Raw genomic sequence first — 21,775 nt, forward strand, 5'->3', positions numbered from 1 at the left:
GCCGGAGGCGACATGTCCCACAACACCTTCGGCCATCTGTTTCGCGTGACCACCTGGGGCGAGAGCCACGGCCCGGCCATCGGCTGCGTCATCGACGGCTGCCCGCCCCTGATCCCCCTGACCGAGGCCGACCTGCAACCGTGGCTGGACCGGCGCAAACCCGGCGGCAGCCGTTTCGTCACCCAGCGCCAGGAGAGCGACACGGCCCGCATCCTGTCCGGCGTCTTCGACGATGGAAACGGCCCGGTCACCACCGGCACGCCCATCGCCATCCAGATCGACAATGAGGACGCCCGCTCGAAGGACTATGGCGAGATCGCCCGCGCCTACCGCCCCGGCCACGCCGACCTGACCTACCAGACCAAATACGGAGTCCGCGACCATCGCGGCGGCGGCCGCTCCTCGGCCCGCGAGACGGCGATGCGCGTTGCCGCCGGGGCCGTGGCGCGCAAGGTGCTGGGCGAAGGCATCCGCATCCGCGCCGGCGTGGTCCAGCTGGGACCGCACCGGATCGCGGCCGACGCGGTCGATTTCGACGCCGTCTATGACAATGCCCTGTTCGCCGCCTCGGCCAGCGTGGTGGCCGCCTGGGAAGACTACCTCGACGGCATCCGCAAGGCAGGCTCGTCGATTGGCGCGGTGGTGGCGCTGGAGGTCACCGGCCTGCCCGCCGGCTGGGGCGCGCCGGTCTACGGCAAGCTGGACGCCGAACTGGCCGCAGCCCTGATGTCGATCAATGCGGCCAAGGGCGTCGACATCGGCGCGGGCTTCGACTCCGCCGAACTGACCGGCGAGGCGAACGCCGACGAGATGCGGCTGGGCGACGACGGCCGGCCGGTCTTCCTGTCCAACCATGCCGGGGGCGTTCTGGGCGGCATCTCGACCGGCCAGCCGCTGACAGCGCGGGTGGCGTTCAAGCCGACCTCCTCGATCCTGACCCCACGCCAGACCATCACCCGCGACGGCACCGAGACCGATCTGCGCACCAAGGGCCGCCACGACCCCTGCGTCGCCCTGCGCGGCGTGCCGGTGGTCGAGGCCATGGCCGCCTGTGTTCTGGCCGACGCCATGCTGCGGCACCGGGCCCAGGTGGGGTAACCCTCTTTTCGCAACAGTAGTTGTTACCTATATGGTTTGCGAGCCGACGTCGGGTGCTGTTACGCCGACGTCGCAGGGAGACCACATCATGATCGACGTCAGACCCTTTGCCAGCCTCGGCGGTGCCGACCACGGCTGGCTCAACGCCAAACACCATTTCTCGTTCGCCAACTACCATGACCCGTCCCGCATGAGCTGGGGCCGGCTGCGCGTCTGGAACGACGACGAGATCGCCGCCCAATCGGGCTTTCCGCCCCACCCGCATTCGGACATGGAGATCATCACCTATGTCCGCACCGGGGCCATCACCCATGAGGATTCCATGGGCAACAAGGGCCGCACCGGCGCGGGCGACGTGCAGGTGATGAGCGCGGGCACCGGCGTGCGCCACTCCGAGGTTAATCTGGAGGATGAAACCACCACCCTGTTCCAGATCTGGATCGAGACCGACCGGCCCGGCGCGAAACCGGGCTGGGGCGCGCGCGCCTTTCCCAAGTCCGACCGCAGCGGCCGGTTCTCGGTTCTGGCCTCGGGCGACCCCGCCGACGAGGCCCTGAGCATCAACGCTGACGCCCGGGTGCTGGGCGCGACCCTGACCGCAGGTGAGACCCTGCGCTACAGCCTGCCCCCCGGCCGCCGCGCCTATCTGGTGCCAGCCGTGGGCACGGTCGAGGTCAATGGCGTGGCCCTGAACGCCCGCGACGGCGCGGCCATCAAGGACGAGGCCGAGATCGTCATCACCGCCGGCATCGACGCCGAACTGGTGATGGTCGACAGCCGCTAGCGGTTGGGTCAGGCTCTGTTCATGCTTTCATGACCAGAACGGGGTGTCCCCGGAGAGTCCATATGACCCGATCGATCCCTCGCCTTGCCACCCTGTCCGCCGTCCTGGCCGGATCCCTGCTGCTGCAGGGCTGTCTGGTCGGGGCGGTCGTGGGCGGCACTGCGGCCGTCGTCGGTGGCACGGCCAAGGTCGCCGGATCTGTGGTCGGAGCCGGCTTCGACGCCGTCACCACCTCTGACGAGGAAACCAAGGCCAAACGCGAACGGGAACAGCGCACCTATGAGCGCGAGCAACGCCGCTGCGAACAGCGCCAGGCCCGCGGCCGCGACTGCTAGTCTAAAGCGTCAGCGTACACCGCTCATGGATGGTCGGACGGGCCACCGTAATCCGGCTCAACCCCGGCCATTCCGGCTTCAGCTGTGCCACGAACCACAGACACAGGTTCTCGAGGCTGGGCAGCTCCAGCCCGGCCTTCTCGTTCAGCATGCCGTGATCCAGCTCGCCCGCGGCGGCCTTCAGGGCCCGGTCCAGCGCGCCCAGATCGGCGACCCAGCCATGCTCGGTGTCCAGCGTCGCCGAGCGCACCGTCGCCTCAACGGTGAACGAGTGACCGTGGACGCGGCGATAGATGCTGCCCTCGGGTTCGTTTGGGAAATGGTGGGCGGCGTCGAACGTCGCCTGTTTGGTGATCTCGAACATCGTCATGTCTAGCGGACGCCAATGTATTTGTGGGTCTGGACGCTGAGGCGCCATTGGGGGTGGGTCAGGCAGTAGTCGAGGGCGGCGGCGGTGTTGGCCTCGCGCTCGGGACCGTCCATCGGCTGCAGCCAGAAACGTTCGAAGTCGAGGTGTTCGAACCGGTCCGGCATGGCCGTGATCTGGGGGAAGACCAGCTTCAGCTCCTGGCCCGAGGTCTGGACCACCGGGGCCTCGGCCTTGGGACTGACGCAGACCCAGTCGATCCCGACCGGGGCGGTCAGGGTGCCGTTGGTCTCGACCGCGATGTCAAAGCCGCGCGCGTGCAGGGCCGCGATCAGGGCCGCGTCCAGCTGCAGCAACGGCTCGCCCCCGGTGCAGACCACCAGTTTCGGATCACCCTCACGCCCGCGCCACAGCGAGGCGACATGGTCGGACATGGCCTCGGCCGTACGGAATTTGCCGCCGCCGTCGCCATCGGTGCCGACGAAATCGGTGTCGCAGAAGCTGCAGACGGCCGCGGCCCTGTCCCGTTCCAGCCCGCTCCACAGATTGCAGCCGGCGAAACGCAGGAAGACGGCCGGACGACCGGCCTGTCCGCCCTCGCCCTGCACCGTCAGGAAGGTCTCCTTCACCGCATAGGTCATGCGGCCAGCCATTGCTGATAGCCGGCGGCACGCAGTTCGCAGGCTGGGCAGGTGCCGCAGCCATAGCCCCACGGGCGACGGTGTTCGCGGTCGCCCAGATAGCAGCTGTGGCTGTCCTCAAGGATCAAATCGATCAGCGGCTGCCCGCCGATGCGCCCGGCCAGCGCCCAGGTCTCGGCCTTGGTCAGGGCCATCAGCGGCGTCTCAATCACCACCGGCCGGTCCAACCCCAGACTCAGCGCCGTGGCCATGGCGTCGATCGTGTCGCGGCGGCAGTCGGGATAGCCCGAGAAGTCTGTCTCGCACATGCCCCCGACCAGCACCGCCAGCCCGCGCCGGTCAGCCAGGGCCGCGGCACAGGTCAGGAACACAAGATTGCGCCCGGGCACGAAGGTGGTCGGCAGACCGCGCGCGTCCATCTCGATGGCCCGGTCGGTCGTCATGGCGCTCTCGGCGATACGGCCATAGCCGGTCAGGTCGACCACATGGTCCGGCCCCAGCCGCCCCGCCCACTGCGGCAGGGCCCGCGTCATCGACTCACGCACCACCAGACGAGCCTGCATCTCGACCGCATGGCGCTGGCCGTAGTCGAACCCGACGGTTTCGACCCGGTCATACCGCTCCAGCGCCCAGGCCAGGCAGGTGGCGCTGTCCTGCCCGCCCGAGAACAGGACGAGGGCGGACGCGGCAGTATTGGCGTGGAAATCGCTCATGACGACCCTGCGGTCGGCCGTCGGCCGCGCGCATGCAAAAGGGATGGGACTGTGAAGATCGGGCGGCCTTCTACACCAGCCGGTCGCCGGGTGCAAAATCCATCGCCCGCCTCGCTGGCCGGGGTCACCGGCACCCGTTCAGGATTAACGGTTCCGAAAATGGTTCGCAGCTACGGTTCCAGGGTTGCACTGGAGTACGGCGCGTATGCCGACCATCGAAACCTTGACCCGACGCACCGAACCGGTGGGTCCGGAAACGCCGGGAAGCGTGATTTTTACGCGGTTCCAGCAGGAGCCCGACACCCTGGGTATACCGGTGGTCGAGGACGGTCGCCCGCTCGGCCTGGTCGAACGCGATGCCTTCCTGCTGAAATTCGCCGCCCCGCTGGCACACGCCCACTTTGCTGACCGTCCTGTTACCCTGTTGATGGACACCGAGCCGGCCGTCGTTGAAGCGGGCGTACGCATCGACGCCTTTTCCGAAGCCCTGCTGCACAGCGGCCCCGGCGCACTGATGCGCAGCTTCATCGTCACCCAGAATGGCGTCTATCAGGGGGTCGGCACCGCCGTTTCGCTGATCCAGGTCGTCAACAGTCAGCAGCGTGAGCGGATTAACGCCCTGACCGAAGAGGCGCGGGCGCTGGCGGATACAAACGCCCAGGGCCTGGTCACCGCCCGCTCGCTGAGCCAGTTCATGTCGGTGCTGAACCGGGAACTGCGCACGCCGATGAACGGCGTCCTGGCCGTCGCCGAACTGCTGCGGCGACTGCCCCTGCCCGGAGAGGCCCGGTCGCACGTCAGCACCATCGTCGAATCCTCCCAAACCCTGTTGCAGGTGTTGCAGGACGCCGTCGACGTGTCCCGCGCCGAGGCCGGTGAGCTGGAACTGAACCTCCAGCCGACGCCACTTCAGGCCCTGATGGACGGGATTCAGTCGGACTGGGCTCCACGCGCCGCCGAAGACAGCGTCAACCTGATGATCAGCTACGAGGGCGACACCGAACTCGGGGCCCTGATCGACGGGCCGCGCCTGCGACAGGTGCTGGACAATCTGATCAGCAATTCTCTCGGTTCCGCGCGCAATGGTACCGTCGAGGCCAGCCTGAAGGCCACAGCCTTGGGTGACAGTATCCGGCTGGAGGCCCGCGTGCGCGATGATGGTCCGGGGATCGACACCGCTGTGGTTGAGTCCTTTTTCGACCCCTTCATCCATGGTGCCGGTTCGAATGGTGCCGGTCTGGGCCTGACCGTCAGCAACCGTATCGTCAGCGAGATGGGCGGCAGCCTGCGGGCGGAGAACAATGCCGGTCGCGGCGCGACCTTTGCGTTCGACCTCGACGTCCAGCGCACCGCGATCGAAGTCCGCCAGGATTCCAATGTCACCGACCTCTCGAATTTCGAATTTGAACGGACGCCGCACATCCTGATCGTCGATGACAATGCCACCAACCGCGTGGTGGCCCAGGCCCTGTGCGAGATGTTCGGCTGTACCTCCGAAACCGTCGAGGACGGGCTGGAGGCCCTGGAAGCTGTTCAGGAACGGGCGTTCGACCTGATCCTGATGGATATCAAGATGCCCCGGATGGACGGGGTCCAGGCGACCTGCGCCATCCGCGCCCTGGCCGGTCCGGCGCAGGACATTCCGATCGTCGCCCTGACCGCCAATGCCGATCCGGAAGACACCAAAGCCTATCTGTCGGCCGGTATGTGCGATGTGGTCGAGAAGCCGATCAAGCCCGAGCGTCTGCGCCGGGCGATTAACAGCGCACTCAATGCCGATGCCGTGGTCGCAGATGAGACCGACACCGCCGGCCGCTCGGTCGCCTGACATCCGACCTGGAGGGTGCCCGGTGACGATACCGGCTCGACGGCAGCGGACCTGACACCTATTCAGGGATCAGGCGGTTACCGCCTGGTTGCACAAGACACCCATGACGGACTCTTTCCTCACTGATCTCCTGCCACGACTGGCCGGAGGAGCCGCCCACACCCATGCTCTCGGTTTCGCCTTCGAGGGCCTGGAAGGCGACCGCGTCCGTATCCGTGTCCCCTATCGCGCCGACCTGGTGGGCGATCCCGGAACCGGCGTCCTTGCCGGCGGCCTGGTCACAACCCTGCTCGATCACGTTGGCGGTCTGGCGATCTGGGTCGCCATGGGCAGCTTCAAACCCATCGCGACACTGGACCTGCGGGTCGACTACATGCGGGCGGCCGAGGCCGGCCGCGATCTGATCGCCGAGGCCCGCTGCTTCCAGATGACCCACTCCATCGCCTTCGTCCGGGCCTGGGCCTTCGAAGACAGTCCCGATAATCCGGTGGCCGCCTCCCAGGCGGCCTATGTCGTCGAATCCACCGGCGGCCGGCCGGTCGGTGCCAACCTGCGGACCAAGGAGGGGGCCGCATGACCGACCTGCTGGATACCCTGCCTTATGCCCGTTTTCTGGGCCTGCAAAGCCGGCTGGCCGGCGACGACCTGATCGTGGTCATGCCGTTCGCCGACCGACTGGTCGGCAACCCGATGCTGCCGGCCCTGCATGGCGGATCCACCGCCGCCCTGCTGGAGATGACGGCCGTCGCCCAGGTCGCGCTGCGCTATCCTCGCCTGAAACTGCCGCGACCGATCAATGTCACCGTCGCCTACCTGCGGTCCGGCCGGCCGGTCGACGTCCATGCCCGCGCCCGGATCAACAAGGCCGGACGCCGGGTCGCCCACGTCCTCGCCGAAGCCTGGCAGGATGATGAATCCCAGCCGATCGCCAGTCTGACTGCCCATTTCCTGCTGGACGAGGATGACAACCTGTAGATGGTAGACATCGCGCCTTAAGGTTGCTTTTCTGATTGGACACCCGTCAGGAGAGAAACCAAATGTCCCGACAGTCCATTGGCGAGACGATCAGCCGCCGCCTCCACACCAGCGAATCCACCCTCGACGCCGCCCTGCATGAAATGGCGCGCCTTGCCGCCCTCCTGCCGCGGGCCCGGGCCCAGGCCGGGTTGTCGGCCGTGACCGGCCAGCGCGCCTTTGACGGTACCGCGGCCGCGATCGGAGCCCTGACCGAGGCCCGCGCCCATCTGGTCCGCACCCACATCACCCTCGCCGCACTGGCGCGACAGCTCGGTCTCGACACCGTCGCTGTCGGCCCGCTCGACAAGCCCGACGACCGCCCTCCGGTCGGCGGAAACATCCTGACCTTGCCGGAAACCCGCGCAGCTCCAATCGTTAACAAAACACTACCGCGCAACGCTGGCGCGTGTTAAGGTTCCCTTTACCAGTAATTTATTTTGAGGGGCTTTTCATGAACAAAGATCAAGTTATCGCCAGCGTCGCCGGCGAACTTCATGCAACCGAGGCCGCGCTGGATTCCGCCATCGTCCAGACCACGACCCTCGTTCAGTCGATGATCGGTGCCCGCACCGCCCTGTCGGTATCGCCGATCGCCGGAGCGACGGCACAGACCAAGGCCATGGAAACGCTCGCCGCCCTCAGTGCCGCGCGCGAGGCCATCGTCGCCTGCCACGACGAACTCCAGAAGGACCATCGCCGCATGGGCTGGGGCACCTATGCCGTTGGCACCGTTGACAAGCCCGGCCTGCCGCTGGCCGCCGCGTCCGAAATGCCGGTTGAGCGTCTGCGCGCCGTCTGAAATCGACGTAATAATCATGGCCGGGCATTCCTGTCCGTGCCAATTCAATGCATTGTCGCCCTCATGCCGTTCGGCGTGGGGGCGATGTCGTGCCTGAGACGATTTTTGGTCAGATCGGCGCCGTGTTTATGGTCGCCACCTGTGCCTTTGCCCTGCTGAAGGGCGATGAGCCCGAACGCATCGGTGGCAGTGTATTTGCCATCGCCTGGTTCGCCACACTTCTGATTCAGGGCGACGGTGATCTCTACAGTGTCCAGTGGGGCATCTTCTATCTGGATCTGGTCATGCTGACGGTCTTCGCCGGACTGGCGTGGAAGTCGCATCGCGCCTGGCCGGTCTGGGCCTGCGCCTTCCAGTTGCTGGCCGTGATGGGTCACATCATGAATATGACCGACATGCGCCCCCCCATCACCGCCTTCTATGCGGTCATCAATCTGGCCGCCTACGGCGTCATGGCCTGCCTGATTGTCGGCACCTTCTGGGCCTGGCAGGATCGTCGCGCCGCCGGAATGGAATAGATGCATAGTTAGGTGGATATTCCTAGCCTGCCGCATTAGGCTCGAGCCGGCTCGACCGTCCGGGTCGCCGGGTTGCCTTTCATGTCCCTGTCCCACGCCCAGATCTGGTCGGCGATCGACAGCCTCGCGCGGCACGAGGGGCTCAGCGCCTCGGCCCTGGCCCGCCGCGCCGGACTGGACGCCACTGCCTTCAACCCCTCCAAACGCTTCGGCCCGGGCCAGCCGCCGCGTCCCCGCTGGCCGTCGACCGAGAGCCTGACGCGGATTCTCGAGGCCACCGGCCTGTCGCTGGGGGCCTTTGCCGCCCTGGCCGGAGATGCGCCGCCGCCGCGCACCGCCGTGCCCCTGCTGGGCCTCGCCCAGGCCGGTGAGGACGGCTTCTTTGACGACGCGGGTCTGCCGACCGGCGACGGCTGGGACCAGACCGAGCTGCCGCAGGCCCGCGACAGCCTGCTGGGCCTGCGTATCAACGGCGATTCCATGATGCCCCTGTACCGCGAGGGTGACCGCATCATCGTCGACCGCGAGGCCACCGACGTACGAAAGGGCGACCGCGTCGTGGTGCGCACCAGCGGCGGCGAGACCCTGGCCAAGGCGCTGACCGCGATCAGCACCGACGCCGTCACCCTGACCTCGATCAACCCCGCCTATCCGCCGCGCACCCTGCCCCGCAGCGACATCGTCTGGATGGGCCGCATCCTCTGGGTCAGTCAGTAGGTCGGGCCGCGGTCGTCGGCCCTTCGGGACCTCCCGACCCATAGCCTGTCCTCGGGCCGACCAAAGGTCGGACCCGGGGGCGGCCTGGCGCATTCTTGTTGGGCCGCGGTCACAGGGCTCCGCCCTGCCGACCCGACGCGGCCTGGCGCATTCTTGTTGGGCCGCGGTCACAGGGCTCCGCCCTGCCGACCCGACGCGGCCTGGCGCTTCGCGCGCGGTAGCGCCAAACAATCAGAGGTGCTCAAGCAGTGAGCCGCCGCGCGGCAAGCGATAGCGCCCAACCCTGAGACGCGCTCAAGCAGCGCGCCGCCGTGCGGCAAGCGATAGCGCCCAAAAAAAAGACCGCCCCTCGCGGAGCGGCCTTCTTCAGTTCGGGGAGGTTTACGTCCTAGTTGGCGGCGACGTAGTGGGCACTGACCCAGCCGCCGTTCGACAGCTGAACCCACTCGCCCTGCGACGAGCTGGCCTGGAAGCTCTGGCCAGCCCTCAGGCTGCCGACCTGGCGGTAGTTGGTACCCGGACCCGAGCGAACCCGCAGGTTCGACGTGGCCCGATAGCCGCCGGCATACTGGCCGCTGGCCTGCCCATTCACCTGGGCGTTGGCCCGGGCGCGCTGCTGGTTGCAGCCGATATAGGAACCGGCGGCGGCACCGGCACCGGCACCGACCACGGCCCCGAGCGTACGTTCGTTGCTCGAGACCTGGCTGCCGGCGAGACCGCCGATCACGGCTCCGATGGCAGCACCGGCCTGCTGACGCCCGCCAGGAGCGTCGCAGTTGGTGACGCCGTTGGACTGGGCCTGGGCGGCCATCGGGGCGGCGGAGATAAGCGCAGCCACAGCGGCGGCGGTCATCGTGAATTTGGTCATGTTCGACATAGGCTCTCCAATCATCGAGGTTGGTCGATGGGTTGGTAATGCGCCAACCGACCTGAAGGCTCCCCGCGTCAGGTCGTTGTTTTCAGTTCATCTTCGTGAACGGATCAGGCCGCCAGCTCGCCCGCGGCCCCGGCCTCGATCAGGGCGATGGTCTGCGTCAGGCCATAGATGGCCGCGAACGAGCCGAAGCGTGGCCCCTGCGACGCCCCCAGCAGCACTTCATACAGGGCCCCGAACCAGCCGCGCAGGGGCTCGAACGCGTGTTCCTTGCCCACGGCATAGACCTCGGCCTGGATCAGCTCACCGTCGGTCGTGCCCTCCGGCAGCGCCTTCAGCCGCGCCGCCAGATCCAGCAGTGCCGCCTTCTCCTTGTCGTCCGGCGCGCGGTACGACTTGGCCGGCTTCACGAAGTCCTCGTAGTAGTTCAGCGCATGGCCCATCAGCCGGTCCAGCAGCGGTTCGCTCTCCGGCGTCGCCTCGGGCAGATAGTTGACGAAATAGGCCCACAGCTGGTCCTTGGTCGAGGCATTGGCGACCCCGACCAGATTCAGCAGCAGGGCGAACGACACCGGCGAGGTGTGACTGGGCGGCGACCCGGCGTGGATCGACCAGACGCCGTTGTCGATCTGCTTGGCCGGCTCCTGGGTCTTCCACGCCTCGATGGCCGCCAGATAGTCGTCGATGGCGCGAGGGATGACGTTGAAATGCAGGCTCTTGGCCGATTTCGGCGACTGGAACATGTACCAGCTCAGGCTCTCGGGCGTGCCGTAGCGCAGCCATTCGTCCATGGTCAGGCCATTGCCCTTCGATTTGGAAATCTTGCGGCCCTCGATGTCGAGGAACAGCTCGAAATTGAAGCCTTCGGGCGGCGTGCCGCCCAACGCCCGACATATCTTGCCGCTCTCGCGCACGCTCTCGATCAGGTCCTTGCCGGCCATCTCATAGTCGACGTCCAGCGCGGTCCAGCGCATGGCCCAGTCGGGCTTCCACTGCAGCTTCACATGGCCGCCGGTGACGGGCAGTTCGGTACGGCCGCCGGTCGGGTCATCAAAGACGATGGTGCCGCGCTCGACATCCCGATCCAGCGTCGGCACCTGCAGCACATGGCCGGTGGCGGGGCTGACCGGCAGGAAGGGCGAATAGGTGGCGCGGCGCTCTTCGCCGAGCGTCGGCAGCATGATGGCCTGCACGGCGTCGAACCGCTCCAGCAGGGTCCGCAGCGTCGCGTCGAACCGGCCCGAACGATACTGCTCGGTCGAGGACAGGAATTCATAGTCAAAGCCGAAGCCGTCGAGGAAGGCACGCAGACGCGCATTGTTGTGCGCACCGAAACTGTCATGCGTGCCAAACGGGTCGCGCACCACGGTCAGCGGCTTGTGCAGGTCCTCGGCCAGCATCTGCGGATTGGGGATACCCTCGGGCACCTTGCGCAGGCCGTCCATGTCGTCGCTGAAGGCGATCAGCCGCGTCGGCCAGTGGTCGCCGGTCAGGGCGCGAAAGGCATTGCGCACCATGGTCGTGCGCGCCACCTCGCCGAAGGTACCCATATGCGGCAGGCCGGAAGGCCCATAACCGGTCTCGAGGATCACCGGACGGCGCAGGGCCTCGAACGTCGCCAGTGCCTCGTCGGCCTTGCCGCGGGCTATCAGGCTGGCCGCCAGATCACGCTCGGCGTCCGACAGCCGCTTCTTCAGCACATGGGCCAGAAGATTGCGGGCCTGTTCAAACGGCCAGGACTTGGCCTCACGCGCGACGGTTTCGAGGTTCTGCAGCATGGGCGTGGGTTTGGCGCGTCAGGGACGGCGGGTCAACGTCTCCGGCCGGCTGACGCTCAGTCCGCGCCGGTCCCGGCTTCGGTGCCAACCGTCTCGCGCCAGCCGCTGCCGCCCCACTGGGCCACCTTGGTCAGCAGTTCGATCATGTCGACCGGCTTGGCGATCAGGTCGTCCATCCCGGCCTCGAAATAGCCGCGCACCTGCTCGTCCAGCGTATTGGCGGTCAGGGCGATGATCGGCGTCGCGCTGACCTGTCCATCGAGGGCGCGGATGCCGCGTGCCGCCGCGACCCCGTCCATCACCGGCATCTGGATATCCATCAGGATGACATCCCAGTCGCCCGCCGCGGCCGCGTCCACGCCCTGTGCCCCGTCATCGGCGGTCTCGCAGACGATCTCCTGGGTGGCCAACATGGCCTTGACCAGGGTGCGGTTGCTCTGATTGTCGTCGACATACAGGACGCGCACGCTGGCGGTCACCATCTCTGACTCCGTCTCCATCCCGGTCTCCTCAGCGGGTTCTTGCATCGCGCCCTCCGGCATCCCAGCCTGACCGGCCCCGGCGTCGGCGTCGGGCTCGGCGATCATGCGATTGACCACGGTCAGCAGATCCTGACCAGCCTCGTGAATCAGACGGGCCTGACCGGTCCGGCTAGCCTCCAGCCCCGCGTCGACCAGCAGGCCGGAGAAGCCGATTACGGCGTTCAGCGGGGTACGCAACTCGTGCGACATGTCGGTCAGGAAGCGCTGGCGGGCCTCGGACATCGCCGCCTTCTGCTCGGCCGCGCTACGCGCCGTCTCGGCTTCGACGCGGGCGGTTACATTCTGCTCGTTCAGCAACACGCCGAGGGACCCGGTCACGGGGTCGATCACCGGCCGCGCGTCCATATGGTGCCAGCGACGCCCCTCGGCCGTCACGACCGCGCAGACACCGGCCACGCTCTCGCCGGCGACCGCGGCGGCGAACATCGCCTCCCCCTCGGCCGGATCGGCGAAGCGGGCCGCGAATTCGACGTCGTCGGACCCATAGGCCCCATAGGCAGCCGGATTGGCGAACAGCCGACCGCCGTCGCGATCGAACAGGGTGATGACCGCCGAGGTATGGCGCAACGCCTCGACCGCGCGGCGTTCGCCGGCATCGACCTCGGTCGGCGCGGCCTCGAACAGCAGGACCTCGCGGCCATCATCCATGGAAAAGGCGGAAATCGAGGCCTGAACCGTGACCGGCTGACCGTTCGGATAGAAGGTCCAGCGCTCGCTGACCTCACCCCCGTCAGCGGTCAGGGCCACCAGCCGGTCGGTGCGCACCTTGACGGCGGGCGACAGCACCGAAAAATCCCGCGCCAGCAGTTCGTCCAGCGTTTCCGCCCCCCACAGCGCCAGCGCCGGGACATTGGCATAGACCCCCCGCGCGGTATGGGGATCATACAGCCACACCGGCCGCCGCAGGCGGTCCCAGGTCTGAACAAACGACGGCACCGAACAAGCGGACATCCGGCCACCCTAACGACCAATCCCTGAACCGGGATTTAATCCCCGCTACAGGGCCGTCGCGGACCAACAAATCACCCCGCCTGGCCCATAGCGCCCGCGGCACCCGGCTCAGGGACGGGGCTGACGTATCGATGAATAGACCGCATCAAAGACGTCCAGGCCGGTCGTGTTCGGCAGTACTCCCGCTACCAAACCGTCACCGATCTTCAGCACCTGCTCGTCGCCGAGTGTAAACGGCGGCCAATTGGTCCTGCCCCCGCCGTTTGGATCGCCGTATCGGGCGAATGAGACCCAATAGTCCGCCATCGCCTCTGATGTTGCTCGGTCCGCTACGGTCCAAGCCCAGGGCTGTTGGCCTAGATGATCGAACATGTACCAAAGCTCGCTGAAGTGGCTCGCGCCCCAATTCTGCTGAACTGACCCCTCCGGATAGGGTGGCGTCTTACTGAAGTAGTAGAAGTGAACGGGGTTCCGTCCGTGCGCGGCCTGAAGCCTGGCCCAGGCCCGCACATCCCATCCGAAACGCAGATCCCGTTCGAAATCCAATCGCGCCTTTCGGGCCTCATCATCAGTGACGAAAGCATAGGGTGCCAGCAAAGGCGGCGGCAGTTGACCCCATGTTCGTTCCAGCTCGGCCGCAAAATTCGTCGCCGTTATGCTGGACACGTCGGCAAGGGAACGCGCCTCGTCGGCATTGAACCCGACCAGCAGGGGCACATCATTCTGGAGTCCCGCCTGAAAGGCGTCATAGGGTGACATGGGCAAAAGGCGGGGCTCAATCACCGGATGTACAATCCTGCCGGCACCGTCGCCCAGCAAACGCTCGACCGGCAGGGCCCTCAGCTGCGCCAGCGTCGGGGCTCCCAGCGATTCGGCGTAAGCGGCACCTTCAATCTCGGCATTGGCCAGCAAATATCGCGGTGCCAGTTCGACAGGCTCGAACATGCCACCGCTTTGGCCGATCGCACGCTGGAACAGACCTTGAGCTCGCGGCGAAGCCATCAGGATGCTTACCGAGGTTGCCCCAGCGGATTGACCGGCCACGGTGACGCGACGGGAGTCGCCGCCGAAGGCCGAAATATTGTTCTGCACCCATTCCAGCGCCGCGACTTGATCCATCAAGCCGTAGTTTCCCGATCCGCCCGCCTCGGCTGTCAGGTCCGGATGCGCCAGAAAGCCAAGTGCGCCGAGGCGATAGGCGAGGGTGACAACGACCGCCCCGCGCCGCGCTAACTGCGCGCCGTCGTACAGCGGAATGGAGGTCGAGCCGTTGGTCAGGCCTCCGCCGGGAATCCACACGATGACCGGCAACGACCCGGCCGCCGCACCAACCGGCGTCCACACGTTCAGATACAGGCAGTCTTCATCGGTTGGCGAAGGGGGCTCGCCGGGCATGGAAACGCCGGTCTGGGGACAGGCGGGCGCGAAGGCACGCGCGGAGCGAACCCCCGCCCAGGACGGAACCGGCTGCGGATCGCGCCAACGCAGGTCGCCAACCGGTGGCTTCGCGAAAGGCAGCCCACGATAGACGTTGATTCCCGCTTCAGACACGCCGCTAAGAACGCCTGCTTCCGTACGGATGATGGGGTCGGTTCTTGCCATTCCGGGTGTTGCGATAACCGAGCCGGCCAAGGCCAGAATGAAGACGAGCGCGGTGCGGATCATGTCGATGTCCCGATAGCAGTCGGGGCAATAGTTCCCCCAAAACACCCGTTTCCTAGTTACAACGCCGTAACGTCGGTCTGCTCGAATTCGTGGACCCATCCAGCTGCCCTTGACCCCGCCCCGCCCGCGTGGCCTTTGCCCCGCCACATGAAGACCGCCGATTTCGACTTTGACCTGCCGGACGATCACATCGCCCTGCGCCCGGCGGAGCCGCGCGATGCCGCGCGCCTGCTGGTGGTGCGCGACGGCGATCTGGACGATCGGATCGTCCGCGACCTTCCCGACTTCCTGCGCCCCGGCGACGCCCTGGTGTTCAACGACACCCGGGTGATCCCGGCCCGGCTGTCCGGCGTGCGCCAGCGGGCCGGGGCCGAGGGCGAGACCCTGACAGTGGCGGTCGAGGCCACGCTGCACCACCGCGACGCGCCCGACGTCTGGTCCGCCTTCATGAAGCCCGGCAAGCGGCTGAAGGCGGGGGACAGAATACGGTTTTCCGCTCCCCTTCCCCTTGAGGGGGAAGGGGCCGGGGGATGGGGTGGAGGCATGCCGACGCCAGTGACGCTTCAAGACTCCGACTGTGTCTCCGAGGCTGACCTCCCGCACCGTGCCTCCACCCCTCCCAACCCTCCCCCTCGAGGGGAGGGCTTTCGAGCGACGGCCGACTCCGCCTGCCTCCTCGGCCGGCTCGACGCCACCGTGATCGCCAAGGACGAGGACGGTCTGATCACCCTGCGCTTCGACCTGTCGGGTCCGTTCCTCGACGAGGCGATCCGAGACGTCGGGGTCATGCCCCTGCCCCCGTACATCGCCGCCAAGAGGGCCGAGGACGACCGCGACCGCTCGGACTACCAGACCATGTTCGCCCATTGGGACGGATCGGTCGCCGCCCCGACCGCGGGCCTGCATTTCACCCCGGCCCTGATGGCGGCGATCGAGGCCAAGGGCGTCTCGACCCACGCCGTGACCCTGCACGTCGGGGCCGGCACCTTCCTGCCGGTCAAGGTCGACGACACCGCCGACCACAGGATGCATTCCGAATGGGGCGAGGTTTCCGTCGAAACCGCCGCGGCCCTGAACGCCACGCGCGCCGCCGGGGGCCGCATCGTCTGCGTGGGCACCACCTCCCTGCGTCTGCTCGAGAGCGCCGCCACCCCGGACCGGGTCATCCACCCCTTCCACGGCGACACCGCCATCTTCATCACCCCCGGATATGACTTCCGCGCCGCCGATGTGCTGATGACCAATTTCCACCTGCCCAAATCGACCCTGTTCATGCTGGTCAGCGCCTTCGCCGGGCTGGACACGATGCGGGCCGCCTATGCCCATGCTGTCGCCGACGGCTATCGCTTCTATTCCTATGGCGACGGCAGTCTGTTGTTCCGGTCGACCCGGAATCTAGCAGTCGGCCAATAATAAGAGTTAATATTTTCAAGGTCTTGCATTTTAACACCGCCGATTTATCAGCATCCCTCCCACGCCCCTTATAATAGCCGCTCTCGCCGTCCCACTCTCCCGCCCGCCCCGGAATTGGTCGGAGATGGCAGGGTTGGCACCCCGATTTCGCAAAACCCTGCCACTCCCAGGACCTGATGCCCTTTCCCTTCGACATCACCGCCACCGAAGGCCGCGCCCGCACCGGCGTGCTGAAGACCGCGCGCGGCGACATCCGCACCCCGGCCTTCATGCCGGTCGGCACCGCCGCCACGGTCAAGGCCATGACCGTCGATCAGGTGGCCCAGACCGGGGCCGACATCCTGCTGGGCAACACCTATCACCTGATGCTGCGCCCGGGCGCGGAGCGGATGGAGCGGCTGGGCGGCCTGCACAAATTCATGGGCTGGAACAAACCCATCCTGACCGACAGCGGCGGCTTCCAGGTCATGTCGCTGGCGGGCATCTCCAAGGTGAAGGAGGAGGCGGTGACCTTCTCCAGCCATATCGACGGCTCCAAACACGTGCTGACGCCGGAACGGTCGATCCAGATCCAGGCCGACTGCATCGGGGCCGACATCTCGATGCAACTGGACCAGTGCGTGGCGTGGCCGGCCGAGGAACCGGCCGCCCGCGCCGCCATGGAGCTGTCGGTGCGCTGGGGCGCGCGCTCGAAGGCCGCCTTCGGAACGCGCGAAACCCAGGCCCTGTTCGGCATCCAGCAAGGCTCGACCTTCGAAAATCTGCGCCGCGAGTCGTCCGACCGGCTGCAGGAGATCGGCTTCGACGGCTATGCCCTGGGCGGGCTGGCCGTGGGCGAGGGCCATCAGGCCATGTGTGAGGTGCTGGACTATGCGCCGGAGATGCTGCCCGCCGACCGCCCCCGCTATCTGATGGGGGTCGGCAAGCCGGTCGATCTGGTCGAGGCGGTGTGGCGCGGCATCGACATGTTCGACTGCGTCCTGCCGACCCGGGCCGGTCGCCACGGCCAGGCTTGGACCTGGGACGGGCCGCTGAACCTCAAGGGCGCGCGTTTTGCCGAGGACCAGGACCCGCTGGACCCCGACAGCGCCTGCCCGGCCTCCAGCGCCTATTCAAAGGCCTATCTGCACCATCTGGTGCGGACCGACGAGATTCTCGGCAAGATCCTGATCAGCTGGCACAATATCGCCTTCTACCAGACCCTGACGGCCGCCATGCGCGACGCCATCGCCCACGGGCGCTTCGAAACCTTCCGCCGCGACTTCCACACCCGGCATACGTCGAACTAGCGGCGGGTACCCGGGCCCGGCACGAACCAGCTGGGCGCGGCCGGCGGAGCACAGTTGCGCTGCATCCCCATGCCCTTGAGGAAGGCCCGGCGCATACGGCCGGCCTGGATCGCCGCCTGAACCTCACGCTCGTGCTGGGCCGCGCCACTGAGACGGCGGATCCAGCTGGCACCCGGGATAAAGTCCGTCGTGGTGTCGCGCACCGCCCCCAGGGCGGCCGCGGCAGTCGCATCGGCCGCGCGCTCGCTCATATAGCGACCATCAACCGGCGGCGGCTCATCCATATCCGGGCCGAGCGCCTCGTCCAGTCGCACAACCTCGGCTCCAATGGTCGAGCACCGGCTCATGTTACGCATGTCATAGGGGTTGGCCTGTGCCTGCAGCAGCACCGTCGGAATGACCGCGGGACGCAGATTGAAGACATCCAACGGGGCCGTCGCCGCATTGCCGAGGCCCGCACCGAACTGTTCCGCTCCGTCCATGGCCGAATGCCCGGCATTGCAGCCGGCGACGGCGATACAGGACAGGACGGTGACCACGACAGGGCTGCGCATGTCTGCCTTACAGCACGACCCGGGGCCGATCTGAAGCGCCTTCACACAGTCGTTGTGCGGCCTCGCTCCACCATGCATGGTCCGGCGCGAGTCCGATTCCCCTTACACCCGCATTCCGGGTGCGTTGATTGCGGTATGATGCCATGCTGAAAGCCCTGCTGCAGCGCCTGCGGTGCCGGCACGAATACAAATACAGCCGCACCAGGCCGGGAACCCTGGTCTGCAAGAAATGCCGCGCCCGCAAGGGCAAGCCCTGAGGCGGATCGGCCAGGTCTTCGACGATGCGGAAAAAGGGTGGTGGTACGCCCCCCCGGGCTCGAACCGGGGACCCTCTGATTAAAAGTCAGATGCTCTAACCAACTGAGCTAGGGGCGCACACGGGATTCGCGCTTTGCGAACCACCAGACGGCGCCTTCTGTTGCATCCGCGCGGTCGGGTCAAGACCGGCGGCGCATCCAAATGCTCGACCAGCCTGTTTTTGCCGCCTAGTCAGGGACCATGAAACCCCTCTCCGGCCTGCGCATCATCGAATTCGACGGACTCGGGCCCGTCACCTTCGCCGGTATGGTGCTGGCCGACCTCGGGGCCGAGGTGTTGCGCCTGACCCGCAGCGCCGCCGCCGGCACCGCGGCCTTCAGCGAAGTCGGCGGCGAAGTCCTGCACCGGGGCCGCCCGGCTGTTGCGGTCAACCTCAAGGACCCGACCGACCACGCCCGGGTCATCGACCTGATCGGCGCGGCCGATGCGGTGATCGAGGGCTTTCGGCCGGGCGTGATGGAGCGGCTGGGCCTGGGCCCCGCGGCCTGCGCCACTGCCAATCCCCGCCTCGTCTATGGCCGTGTGACCGGCTGGGGCCAGACCGGGCCGATGGCGCAACAGGTCGGCCATGACCTCAACTACATCGCCCTGAGCGGAGCCCTGCACGCGACCGGCGAGCCCGATCGCCCACCGCGCCCGCCGCTGAACCTGGTCGGCGACTATGGCGGCGGGGCCATGCTGGTCGTGGTCGGGGTGCTGGCCGCCCTACTGGAGGCGAAGGCCACCGGCCGCGGCCGGGTCGTCGACGCCGCCATGACCGACGGCTCGGCCCTGCTGATGAGCCTGTTCTACGCCCTGCAGGCCCGCGGCCTGTGGAGTGACACCCGCGGGGCCAATCTGCTGGACGGCGGGGCCCCCTTCTATCGCTGCTACACCTGCGCCGACGGACGCTTCGTCGCCGTCGGCGCGCTGGAGCCGCAGTTTTACGCCGCCCTGATCGCCGGTCTCGGCCTGACGGCGGATGAGGCCCCGCAGTACGACATGGCCGGCTGGCCCGCCCTGCATGCCCGGTTCGAGGCCCTGTTCGCGGCCCGCGACCGCGACGACTGGGCCGCACGTTTCGCCGGGACCGACGCCTGCGTCACCCCGGTCCTCAGTCTGGCCGAGGCCCCGTCCCATCCGCACAATCAGGCCCGCGCCACCTTCGGCGGATCGCCGGTTCAGCCCGGACCTGCGCCGCGGTTCGACGCAAGCTCGCCCGCGCCGGTCGCCCGGCCTGCAGATCTGTCGCTGGACGCCGCCCTGACCGCCTGGACCGGAGTTGCCTAGGCGACCGCGATTCCCGCCTCAGGCGGTGCTTTCCGCTCGCTGATACAGGCCTCCAGCAGGGCTGCCGCCAGCGCCGCCGGGTCGATCGGCTTGGTCAGGAAGACATCAACGCCTGCCGCCTGCCAGGCGTCGCGGTGCGTGTCCATGGCGTTGGCGGTCAGGGCGATGATCGGCGTGTCCCGATTGATCCCCGCCTGACGCAGCCGAAGACTGGCCTCGATGCCGTCCATCACCGGCATCTGCATATCCATCAGGACGGCGTCAAAGCGTTCGACCGCCGCCGCCTCGACTGCCAGGGCGCCATTCTCCACCAGGGTCAGCCGGCAACCGTGCGGCTCCAGCAGCAGGGTCAGGATCTGCCGGTTCACGGCATGATCCTCGGCCGCCAGGATCGACCGGCCGGCCAGCGATCCGCCCTCGACTTCGGGCAAAAGCGAAGCCTCGGCCGGGGCCGAGCGCGTCATGACCTCGACCGGCAGGGCCAGGGTGAAGGTCGCCCCCTCGCCCTCAACACTGTCGACGATCAGGCTGCCCCCCATGAGCTCAGCCAGTCGCCGGCTGATCGCCAGGCCCAGGCCGGTGCCCCCGAAGCGGCGCGTGGTGCCGATGTCAGCCTGTTCGAAACTGTTGAACACCTCGACCAGCCGGTCGGGCGGGATGCCACAGCCACTGTCGCGCACGGCGACACGCAAATGTCCGGTCGCCTCGTCCCAGTCGGCCGAAACCCGGATTTCGCCCTCGGCGGTAAATTTGACGGCGTTGGACATCAGATTGAACAGGATCTGCTGGAACCGTAGCGGGTCGGTCTTCAGGCAGTCCGGCACATCACCGGCAACGACGACCTTCAGCGTGACGCCATTGGCCTTCGCCCGGGGCTCCCACAGGCGTTTCAGCGACGTCAGCCGTTCGCGAACGTCCATTTCGGCGGCTTCCATCTGCATCTTGCCGGCCTCGATCTTCGAGAAGTCCAGCACATCGTTAAGCAGGCCCATCAGCACATCGCCGGCATCGGTCAGCATCGAGACGTGGGTCTTCTGCGGCTTGCTCAGCCGGGTACGACGCAGCAGGTTTCCGGCCGAGATCACCGCATTCATCGGCGTGCGGATCTCATGACTGACCACGGCCAGGAAATCGGACTTGGCGGCACTGGCGACCTCGGCATTTTGCCGCTGCTCGTCCGCCTCTCGCTTGGCCTCGCGTAATACCTGGTTGGTCGCCGAGCTCTGTCGTACGGCTACGACCAGGTGCGCGAGGTAGAGCAGGCCCCCGACCGGCACGAGCAGCTCGATCCAGTTCTGGCTCTGAAACGCCCCGATCAGGGGCAGTCCAAGAAAATAGGCGGCATGGGGCGTCACCGCGGAAAACAGCATTCGGCGGTCATGGTACATGTGGAGGCTGACGTGCAGCAGCCCGCCCGTACACTGGACCATGGCGAAGATTTTTCCGACCTCGCCCCCATTGAACCAGAGGAAGGCGGATATTCCGGCGTAGACGACGACCGCCAGGACCGTCACCGCATAGTACAGCGCCTCATAGGCCTTGCTGACAGGCATCTCGGGATTCAGCCGGATCGGACGAAAGACTGCCTCGTCCAGGAACTGGGTGGCGACCACGGCGAGAAACCACCACAACGGCCAGGCCGAGGGGACCATGACCCAGGCCGCCACGCCGATGAAGGCAGCCAGCCCGATACGGGACTTCAGCTCCCTGAAGCGGACCTGGGCAACGGTGGCACATGCGGACGCTGTCATTCATTTCTCCCCACCGTTCAATCAAATCACCAATTGGAGAAGGATTGGTTGCTGGCCGGGATGACCGCTGCCACGATCCCGGTTATGGAACGCCGTTGGCTGGCTTTGCGTTAAGCTTCTGAGCCTGGGGAGACATCTGATGAAGCGTTTGATTCTGGCGGCCATGTTTGGAGCCGCCGCGGTTCTGAGTGGTTGCGACAACCCGGGGCCCAACGACGAATACGAAGCGTCCGAGCCGCTGCCGGAAGAAGCGCCGGTCGCGCCGATGACCGAAGAAATTCCGGTTCCGACTGCCACACCGTCGGCCACAGACACGCCGCCGGTGGATTACTCGACTATTCCGCCCGAGAAGCGAAGCTCCGCTGAAACGGTCCGTCCGGAAAGCGAAACCCTGTTCTACTGAGTTGATGGTCTGCGGTTCCGCCACGGGAGCGCCACAGGCTGATGCGATGGCGGGACCCGACCCGGCGCGCCTGCCTGCTCCCGGTCTCTCCCGACTGACGTTGTCGAAGGTTCGAGTTTGACGCCCAGGCCCAATCTATTCCTCACCGGGC

General features: G+C 66.9%; 24 protein-coding genes and 1 tRNA gene. 15 read left to right on the plus strand and 10 right to left on the minus strand.

What is annotated here, in order from left to right:
* The first annotated feature begins 12 nt into the window (after positions 1-12).
* The 3 genes from aroC (at position 13) to AAC067_RS10595 (ending at position 2,217) form a co-directional block, all read left to right on the plus strand.
* On the plus strand, positions 13-1,098 hold the full coding sequence (aroC, locus tag AAC067_RS10585; protein WP_339932281.1) for a chorismate synthase: 1,086 nt from the start codon (positions 13-15) through the stop codon (positions 1,096-1,098).
* An 88-nt stretch (positions 1,099-1,186) separates the two neighbouring features.
* Entirely contained in the window at positions 1,187-1,882 is a 696-nt protein-coding gene (locus tag AAC067_RS10590) for a pirin family protein (protein ID WP_339932283.1), read from the plus strand.
* A 62-nt stretch (positions 1,883-1,944) separates the two neighbouring features.
* A complete protein-coding gene (locus tag AAC067_RS10595; protein ID WP_339932285.1) occupies positions 1,945-2,217 on the plus strand; it encodes a hypothetical protein in 273 nt (90 codons plus the stop codon).
* Position 2,218: 1 nt separating this feature from the next.
* Here AAC067_RS10595 and AAC067_RS10600 read toward each other — a convergent pair whose 3' ends face one another.
* Genes AAC067_RS10600 through queC form a run of 3 tightly spaced genes read right to left on the minus strand, consistent with a single transcriptional unit; the run spans position 2,219 to position 3,938 of the window.
* Positions 2,219-2,581, minus strand: a complete 363-nt coding sequence (locus AAC067_RS10600; RefSeq protein WP_339932287.1) for a 6-carboxytetrahydropterin synthase — start codon at positions 2,579-2,581, stop codon at positions 2,219-2,221.
* A gap of 8 nt (positions 2,582-2,589) precedes the next feature.
* On the minus strand, positions 2,590-3,225 hold the full coding sequence (queE, locus tag AAC067_RS10605; RefSeq protein WP_339932473.1) for a 7-carboxy-7-deazaguanine synthase: 636 nt from the start codon (positions 3,223-3,225) through the stop codon (positions 2,590-2,592).
* Entirely contained in the window at positions 3,222-3,938 is a 717-nt protein-coding gene (gene queC / locus AAC067_RS10610; RefSeq protein WP_339932289.1) for a 7-cyano-7-deazaguanine synthase QueC, read from the minus strand. Before queC ends, queE begins: the two co-directional genes overlap by 4 nt.
* A gap of 205 nt (positions 3,939-4,143) precedes the next feature.
* Here queC and AAC067_RS10615 point away from each other — a divergent pair, with 205 nt between their 5' ends.
* From AAC067_RS10615 to AAC067_RS10645, 7 genes are all read left to right on the plus strand, one after another.
* A complete protein-coding gene (locus AAC067_RS10615; protein ID WP_339932291.1) occupies positions 4,144-5,766 on the plus strand; it encodes a response regulator in 1,623 nt (540 codons plus the stop codon).
* A gap of 103 nt (positions 5,767-5,869) precedes the next feature.
* Positions 5,870-6,343 (plus strand): PaaI family thioesterase, encoded by a 474-nt coding sequence (locus AAC067_RS10620; protein WP_339932293.1) that lies wholly within the window; start codon positions 5,870-5,872, stop codon positions 6,341-6,343.
* Positions 6,340-6,741, plus strand: a complete 402-nt coding sequence (locus tag AAC067_RS10625; protein ID WP_339932295.1) for a PaaI family thioesterase — start codon at positions 6,340-6,342, stop codon at positions 6,739-6,741. The genes AAC067_RS10620 and AAC067_RS10625 overlap by 4 nt, the downstream gene beginning before the upstream one ends.
* 62 nt (positions 6,742-6,803) lie before the next feature.
* Positions 6,804-7,196 carry a hypothetical protein gene (locus AAC067_RS10630; protein ID WP_339932297.1) on the plus strand — a complete coding sequence of 131 codons (393 nt, stop codon included), beginning with the start codon at positions 6,804-6,806 and terminating at the stop codon, positions 7,194-7,196.
* A gap of 38 nt (positions 7,197-7,234) precedes the next feature.
* Positions 7,235-7,582 carry a hypothetical protein gene (locus AAC067_RS10635; RefSeq protein WP_339932299.1) on the plus strand — a complete coding sequence of 116 codons (348 nt, stop codon included), beginning with the start codon at positions 7,235-7,237 and terminating at the stop codon, positions 7,580-7,582.
* Positions 7,583-7,671: 89 nt separating this feature from the next.
* The gene (locus AAC067_RS10640; protein WP_339932301.1) at positions 7,672-8,100 is read left to right on the plus strand and encodes a hypothetical protein; all 429 of its coding nucleotides are present in this window, start codon (positions 7,672-7,674) and stop codon (positions 8,098-8,100) included.
* A gap of 81 nt (positions 8,101-8,181) precedes the next feature.
* Positions 8,182-8,817, plus strand: a complete 636-nt coding sequence (locus AAC067_RS10645) for a helix-turn-helix transcriptional regulator (protein WP_339932303.1) — start codon at positions 8,182-8,184, stop codon at positions 8,815-8,817.
* A gap of 388 nt (positions 8,818-9,205) precedes the next feature.
* On the opposite strand, the gene AAC067_RS10650 is transcribed toward AAC067_RS10645, so the two are convergent.
* The 4 genes from AAC067_RS10650 to AAC067_RS10665 all read right to left on the minus strand — a co-directional run bounded on the left by AAC067_RS10650 (position 9,206) and on the right by AAC067_RS10665 (position 14,627).
* Positions 9,206-9,685, minus strand: a complete 480-nt coding sequence (locus AAC067_RS10650) for an SH3 domain-containing protein (protein WP_339932305.1) — start codon at positions 9,683-9,685, stop codon at positions 9,206-9,208.
* A gap of 113 nt (positions 9,686-9,798) precedes the next feature.
* Positions 9,799-11,469 carry a lysine--tRNA ligase gene (locus AAC067_RS10655; RefSeq protein WP_339932307.1) on the minus strand — a complete coding sequence of 557 codons (1,671 nt, stop codon included), beginning with the start codon at positions 11,467-11,469 and terminating at the stop codon, positions 9,799-9,801.
* Positions 11,470-11,525: 56 nt separating this feature from the next.
* Positions 11,526-12,962: a response regulator gene (locus AAC067_RS10660; RefSeq protein ID WP_339932309.1), complete on the minus strand. Its 1,437-nt coding sequence runs from the start codon at positions 12,960-12,962 to the stop codon at positions 11,526-11,528.
* A 108-nt stretch (positions 12,963-13,070) separates the two neighbouring features.
* Entirely contained in the window at positions 13,071-14,627 is a 1,557-nt protein-coding gene (locus tag AAC067_RS10665) for a carboxylesterase family protein (protein WP_339932311.1), read from the minus strand.
* Positions 14,628-14,774: 147 nt separating this feature from the next.
* Between AAC067_RS10665 and queA the strand changes: the two genes are divergently transcribed.
* Together queA and tgt are read left to right on the plus strand one after the other, a co-directional pair.
* Positions 14,775-16,040, plus strand: coding sequence for a tRNA preQ1(34) S-adenosylmethionine ribosyltransferase-isomerase QueA (queA, locus tag AAC067_RS10670; RefSeq protein ID WP_339932313.1), 1,266 nt, complete (start codon positions 14,775-14,777; stop codon positions 16,038-16,040).
* A 173-nt stretch (positions 16,041-16,213) separates the two neighbouring features.
* On the plus strand, positions 16,214-17,329 hold the full coding sequence (tgt, locus tag AAC067_RS10675; protein ID WP_339932475.1) for a tRNA guanosine(34) transglycosylase Tgt: 1,116 nt from the start codon (positions 16,214-16,216) through the stop codon (positions 17,327-17,329).
* On the opposite strand, the gene AAC067_RS10680 is transcribed toward tgt, so the two are convergent.
* Positions 17,326-17,883, minus strand: a complete 558-nt coding sequence (locus AAC067_RS10680) for a hypothetical protein (protein WP_339932315.1) — start codon at positions 17,881-17,883, stop codon at positions 17,326-17,328. The genes tgt and AAC067_RS10680 overlap by 4 nt on opposite strands.
* A gap of 128 nt (positions 17,884-18,011) precedes the next feature.
* On the opposite strand from AAC067_RS10680, the gene AAC067_RS10685 reads away from it, so the two are divergent.
* Entirely contained in the window at positions 18,012-18,140 is a 129-nt protein-coding gene (locus tag AAC067_RS10685) for a hypothetical protein (protein ID WP_339932317.1), read from the plus strand.
* Between the two features lie 41 nt (positions 18,141-18,181).
* On the opposite strand, the gene AAC067_RS10690 is transcribed toward AAC067_RS10685, so the two are convergent.
* Positions 18,182-18,258 (minus strand) — tRNA-Lys (locus tag AAC067_RS10690).
* A gap of 123 nt (positions 18,259-18,381) precedes the next feature.
* Between AAC067_RS10690 and AAC067_RS10695 the strand changes: the two genes are divergently transcribed.
* Positions 18,382-19,470 carry a CaiB/BaiF CoA-transferase family protein gene (locus AAC067_RS10695; protein WP_339932319.1) on the plus strand — a complete coding sequence of 363 codons (1,089 nt, stop codon included), beginning with the start codon at positions 18,382-18,384 and terminating at the stop codon, positions 19,468-19,470.
* On the opposite strand, the gene AAC067_RS10700 is transcribed toward AAC067_RS10695, so the two are convergent.
* Positions 19,467-21,221 (minus strand): ATP-binding protein, encoded by a 1,755-nt coding sequence (locus AAC067_RS10700; RefSeq protein ID WP_339932321.1) that lies wholly within the window; start codon positions 21,219-21,221, stop codon positions 19,467-19,469. The genes AAC067_RS10695 and AAC067_RS10700 overlap by 4 nt on opposite strands.
* 139 nt (positions 21,222-21,360) lie before the next feature.
* On the opposite strand from AAC067_RS10700, the gene AAC067_RS10705 reads away from it, so the two are divergent.
* Positions 21,361-21,624, plus strand: coding sequence for a hypothetical protein (locus AAC067_RS10705; protein WP_339932323.1), 264 nt, complete (start codon positions 21,361-21,363; stop codon positions 21,622-21,624).
* Positions 21,625-21,775 lie beyond the last annotated feature (151 nt).

The sequence above is a fragment of the uncultured Brevundimonas sp. genome (genome assembly GCF_963977465.1).
Classification (GTDB): Bacteria; Pseudomonadota; Alphaproteobacteria; order Caulobacterales; family Caulobacteraceae; genus Brevundimonas.

Coding starts and splice junctions, on each gene's coding strand:
- aroC (WP_339932281.1), top strand. CDS start 13: ATGTCCCACAACACCTTCGGCCATCTGTTTCGCGTGACCACCTGGGGC.
- AAC067_RS10590 (WP_339932283.1), top strand. CDS start 1,187: ATGATCGACGTCAGACCCTTTGCCAGCCTCGGCGGTGCCGACCACGGC.
- AAC067_RS10595 (WP_339932285.1), top strand. CDS start 1,945: ATGACCCGATCGATCCCTCGCCTTGCCACCCTGTCCGCCGTCCTGGCC.
- AAC067_RS10600 (WP_339932287.1), bottom strand. CDS start 2,581: ATGTTCGAGATCACCAAACAGGCGACGTTCGACGCCGCCCACCATTTC.
- queE (WP_339932473.1), bottom strand. CDS start 3,225: ATGACCTATGCGGTGAAGGAGACCTTCCTGACGGTGCAGGGCGAGGGC.
- queC (WP_339932289.1), bottom strand. CDS start 3,938: ATGAGCGATTTCCACGCCAATACTGCCGCGTCCGCCCTCGTCCTGTTC.
- AAC067_RS10615 (WP_339932291.1), top strand. CDS start 4,144: ATGCCGACCATCGAAACCTTGACCCGACGCACCGAACCGGTGGGTCCG.
- AAC067_RS10620 (WP_339932293.1), top strand. CDS start 5,870: ATGACGGACTCTTTCCTCACTGATCTCCTGCCACGACTGGCCGGAGGA.
- AAC067_RS10625 (WP_339932295.1), top strand. CDS start 6,340: ATGACCGACCTGCTGGATACCCTGCCTTATGCCCGTTTTCTGGGCCTG.
- AAC067_RS10630 (WP_339932297.1), top strand. CDS start 6,804: ATGTCCCGACAGTCCATTGGCGAGACGATCAGCCGCCGCCTCCACACC.
- AAC067_RS10635 (WP_339932299.1), top strand. CDS start 7,235: ATGAACAAAGATCAAGTTATCGCCAGCGTCGCCGGCGAACTTCATGCA.
- AAC067_RS10645 (WP_339932303.1), top strand. CDS start 8,182: ATGTCCCTGTCCCACGCCCAGATCTGGTCGGCGATCGACAGCCTCGCG.
- AAC067_RS10650 (WP_339932305.1), bottom strand. CDS start 9,685: ATGACCAAATTCACGATGACCGCCGCCGCTGTGGCTGCGCTTATCTCC.
- AAC067_RS10655 (WP_339932307.1), bottom strand. CDS start 11,469: ATGCTGCAGAACCTCGAAACCGTCGCGCGTGAGGCCAAGTCCTGGCCG.
- AAC067_RS10660 (WP_339932309.1), bottom strand. CDS start 12,962: ATGTCCGCTTGTTCGGTGCCGTCGTTTGTTCAGACCTGGGACCGCCTG.
- AAC067_RS10665 (WP_339932311.1), bottom strand. CDS start 14,627: ATGATCCGCACCGCGCTCGTCTTCATTCTGGCCTTGGCCGGCTCGGTT.
- queA (WP_339932313.1), top strand. CDS start 14,775: ATGAAGACCGCCGATTTCGACTTTGACCTGCCGGACGATCACATCGCC.
- AAC067_RS10680 (WP_339932315.1), bottom strand. CDS start 17,883: ATGCGCAGCCCTGTCGTGGTCACCGTCCTGTCCTGTATCGCCGTCGCC.
- AAC067_RS10695 (WP_339932319.1), top strand. CDS start 18,382: ATGAAACCCCTCTCCGGCCTGCGCATCATCGAATTCGACGGACTCGGG.
- AAC067_RS10700 (WP_339932321.1), bottom strand. CDS start 21,221: ATGACAGCGTCCGCATGTGCCACCGTTGCCCAGGTCCGCTTCAGGGAG.
- AAC067_RS10705 (WP_339932323.1), top strand. CDS start 21,361: ATGAAGCGTTTGATTCTGGCGGCCATGTTTGGAGCCGCCGCGGTTCTG.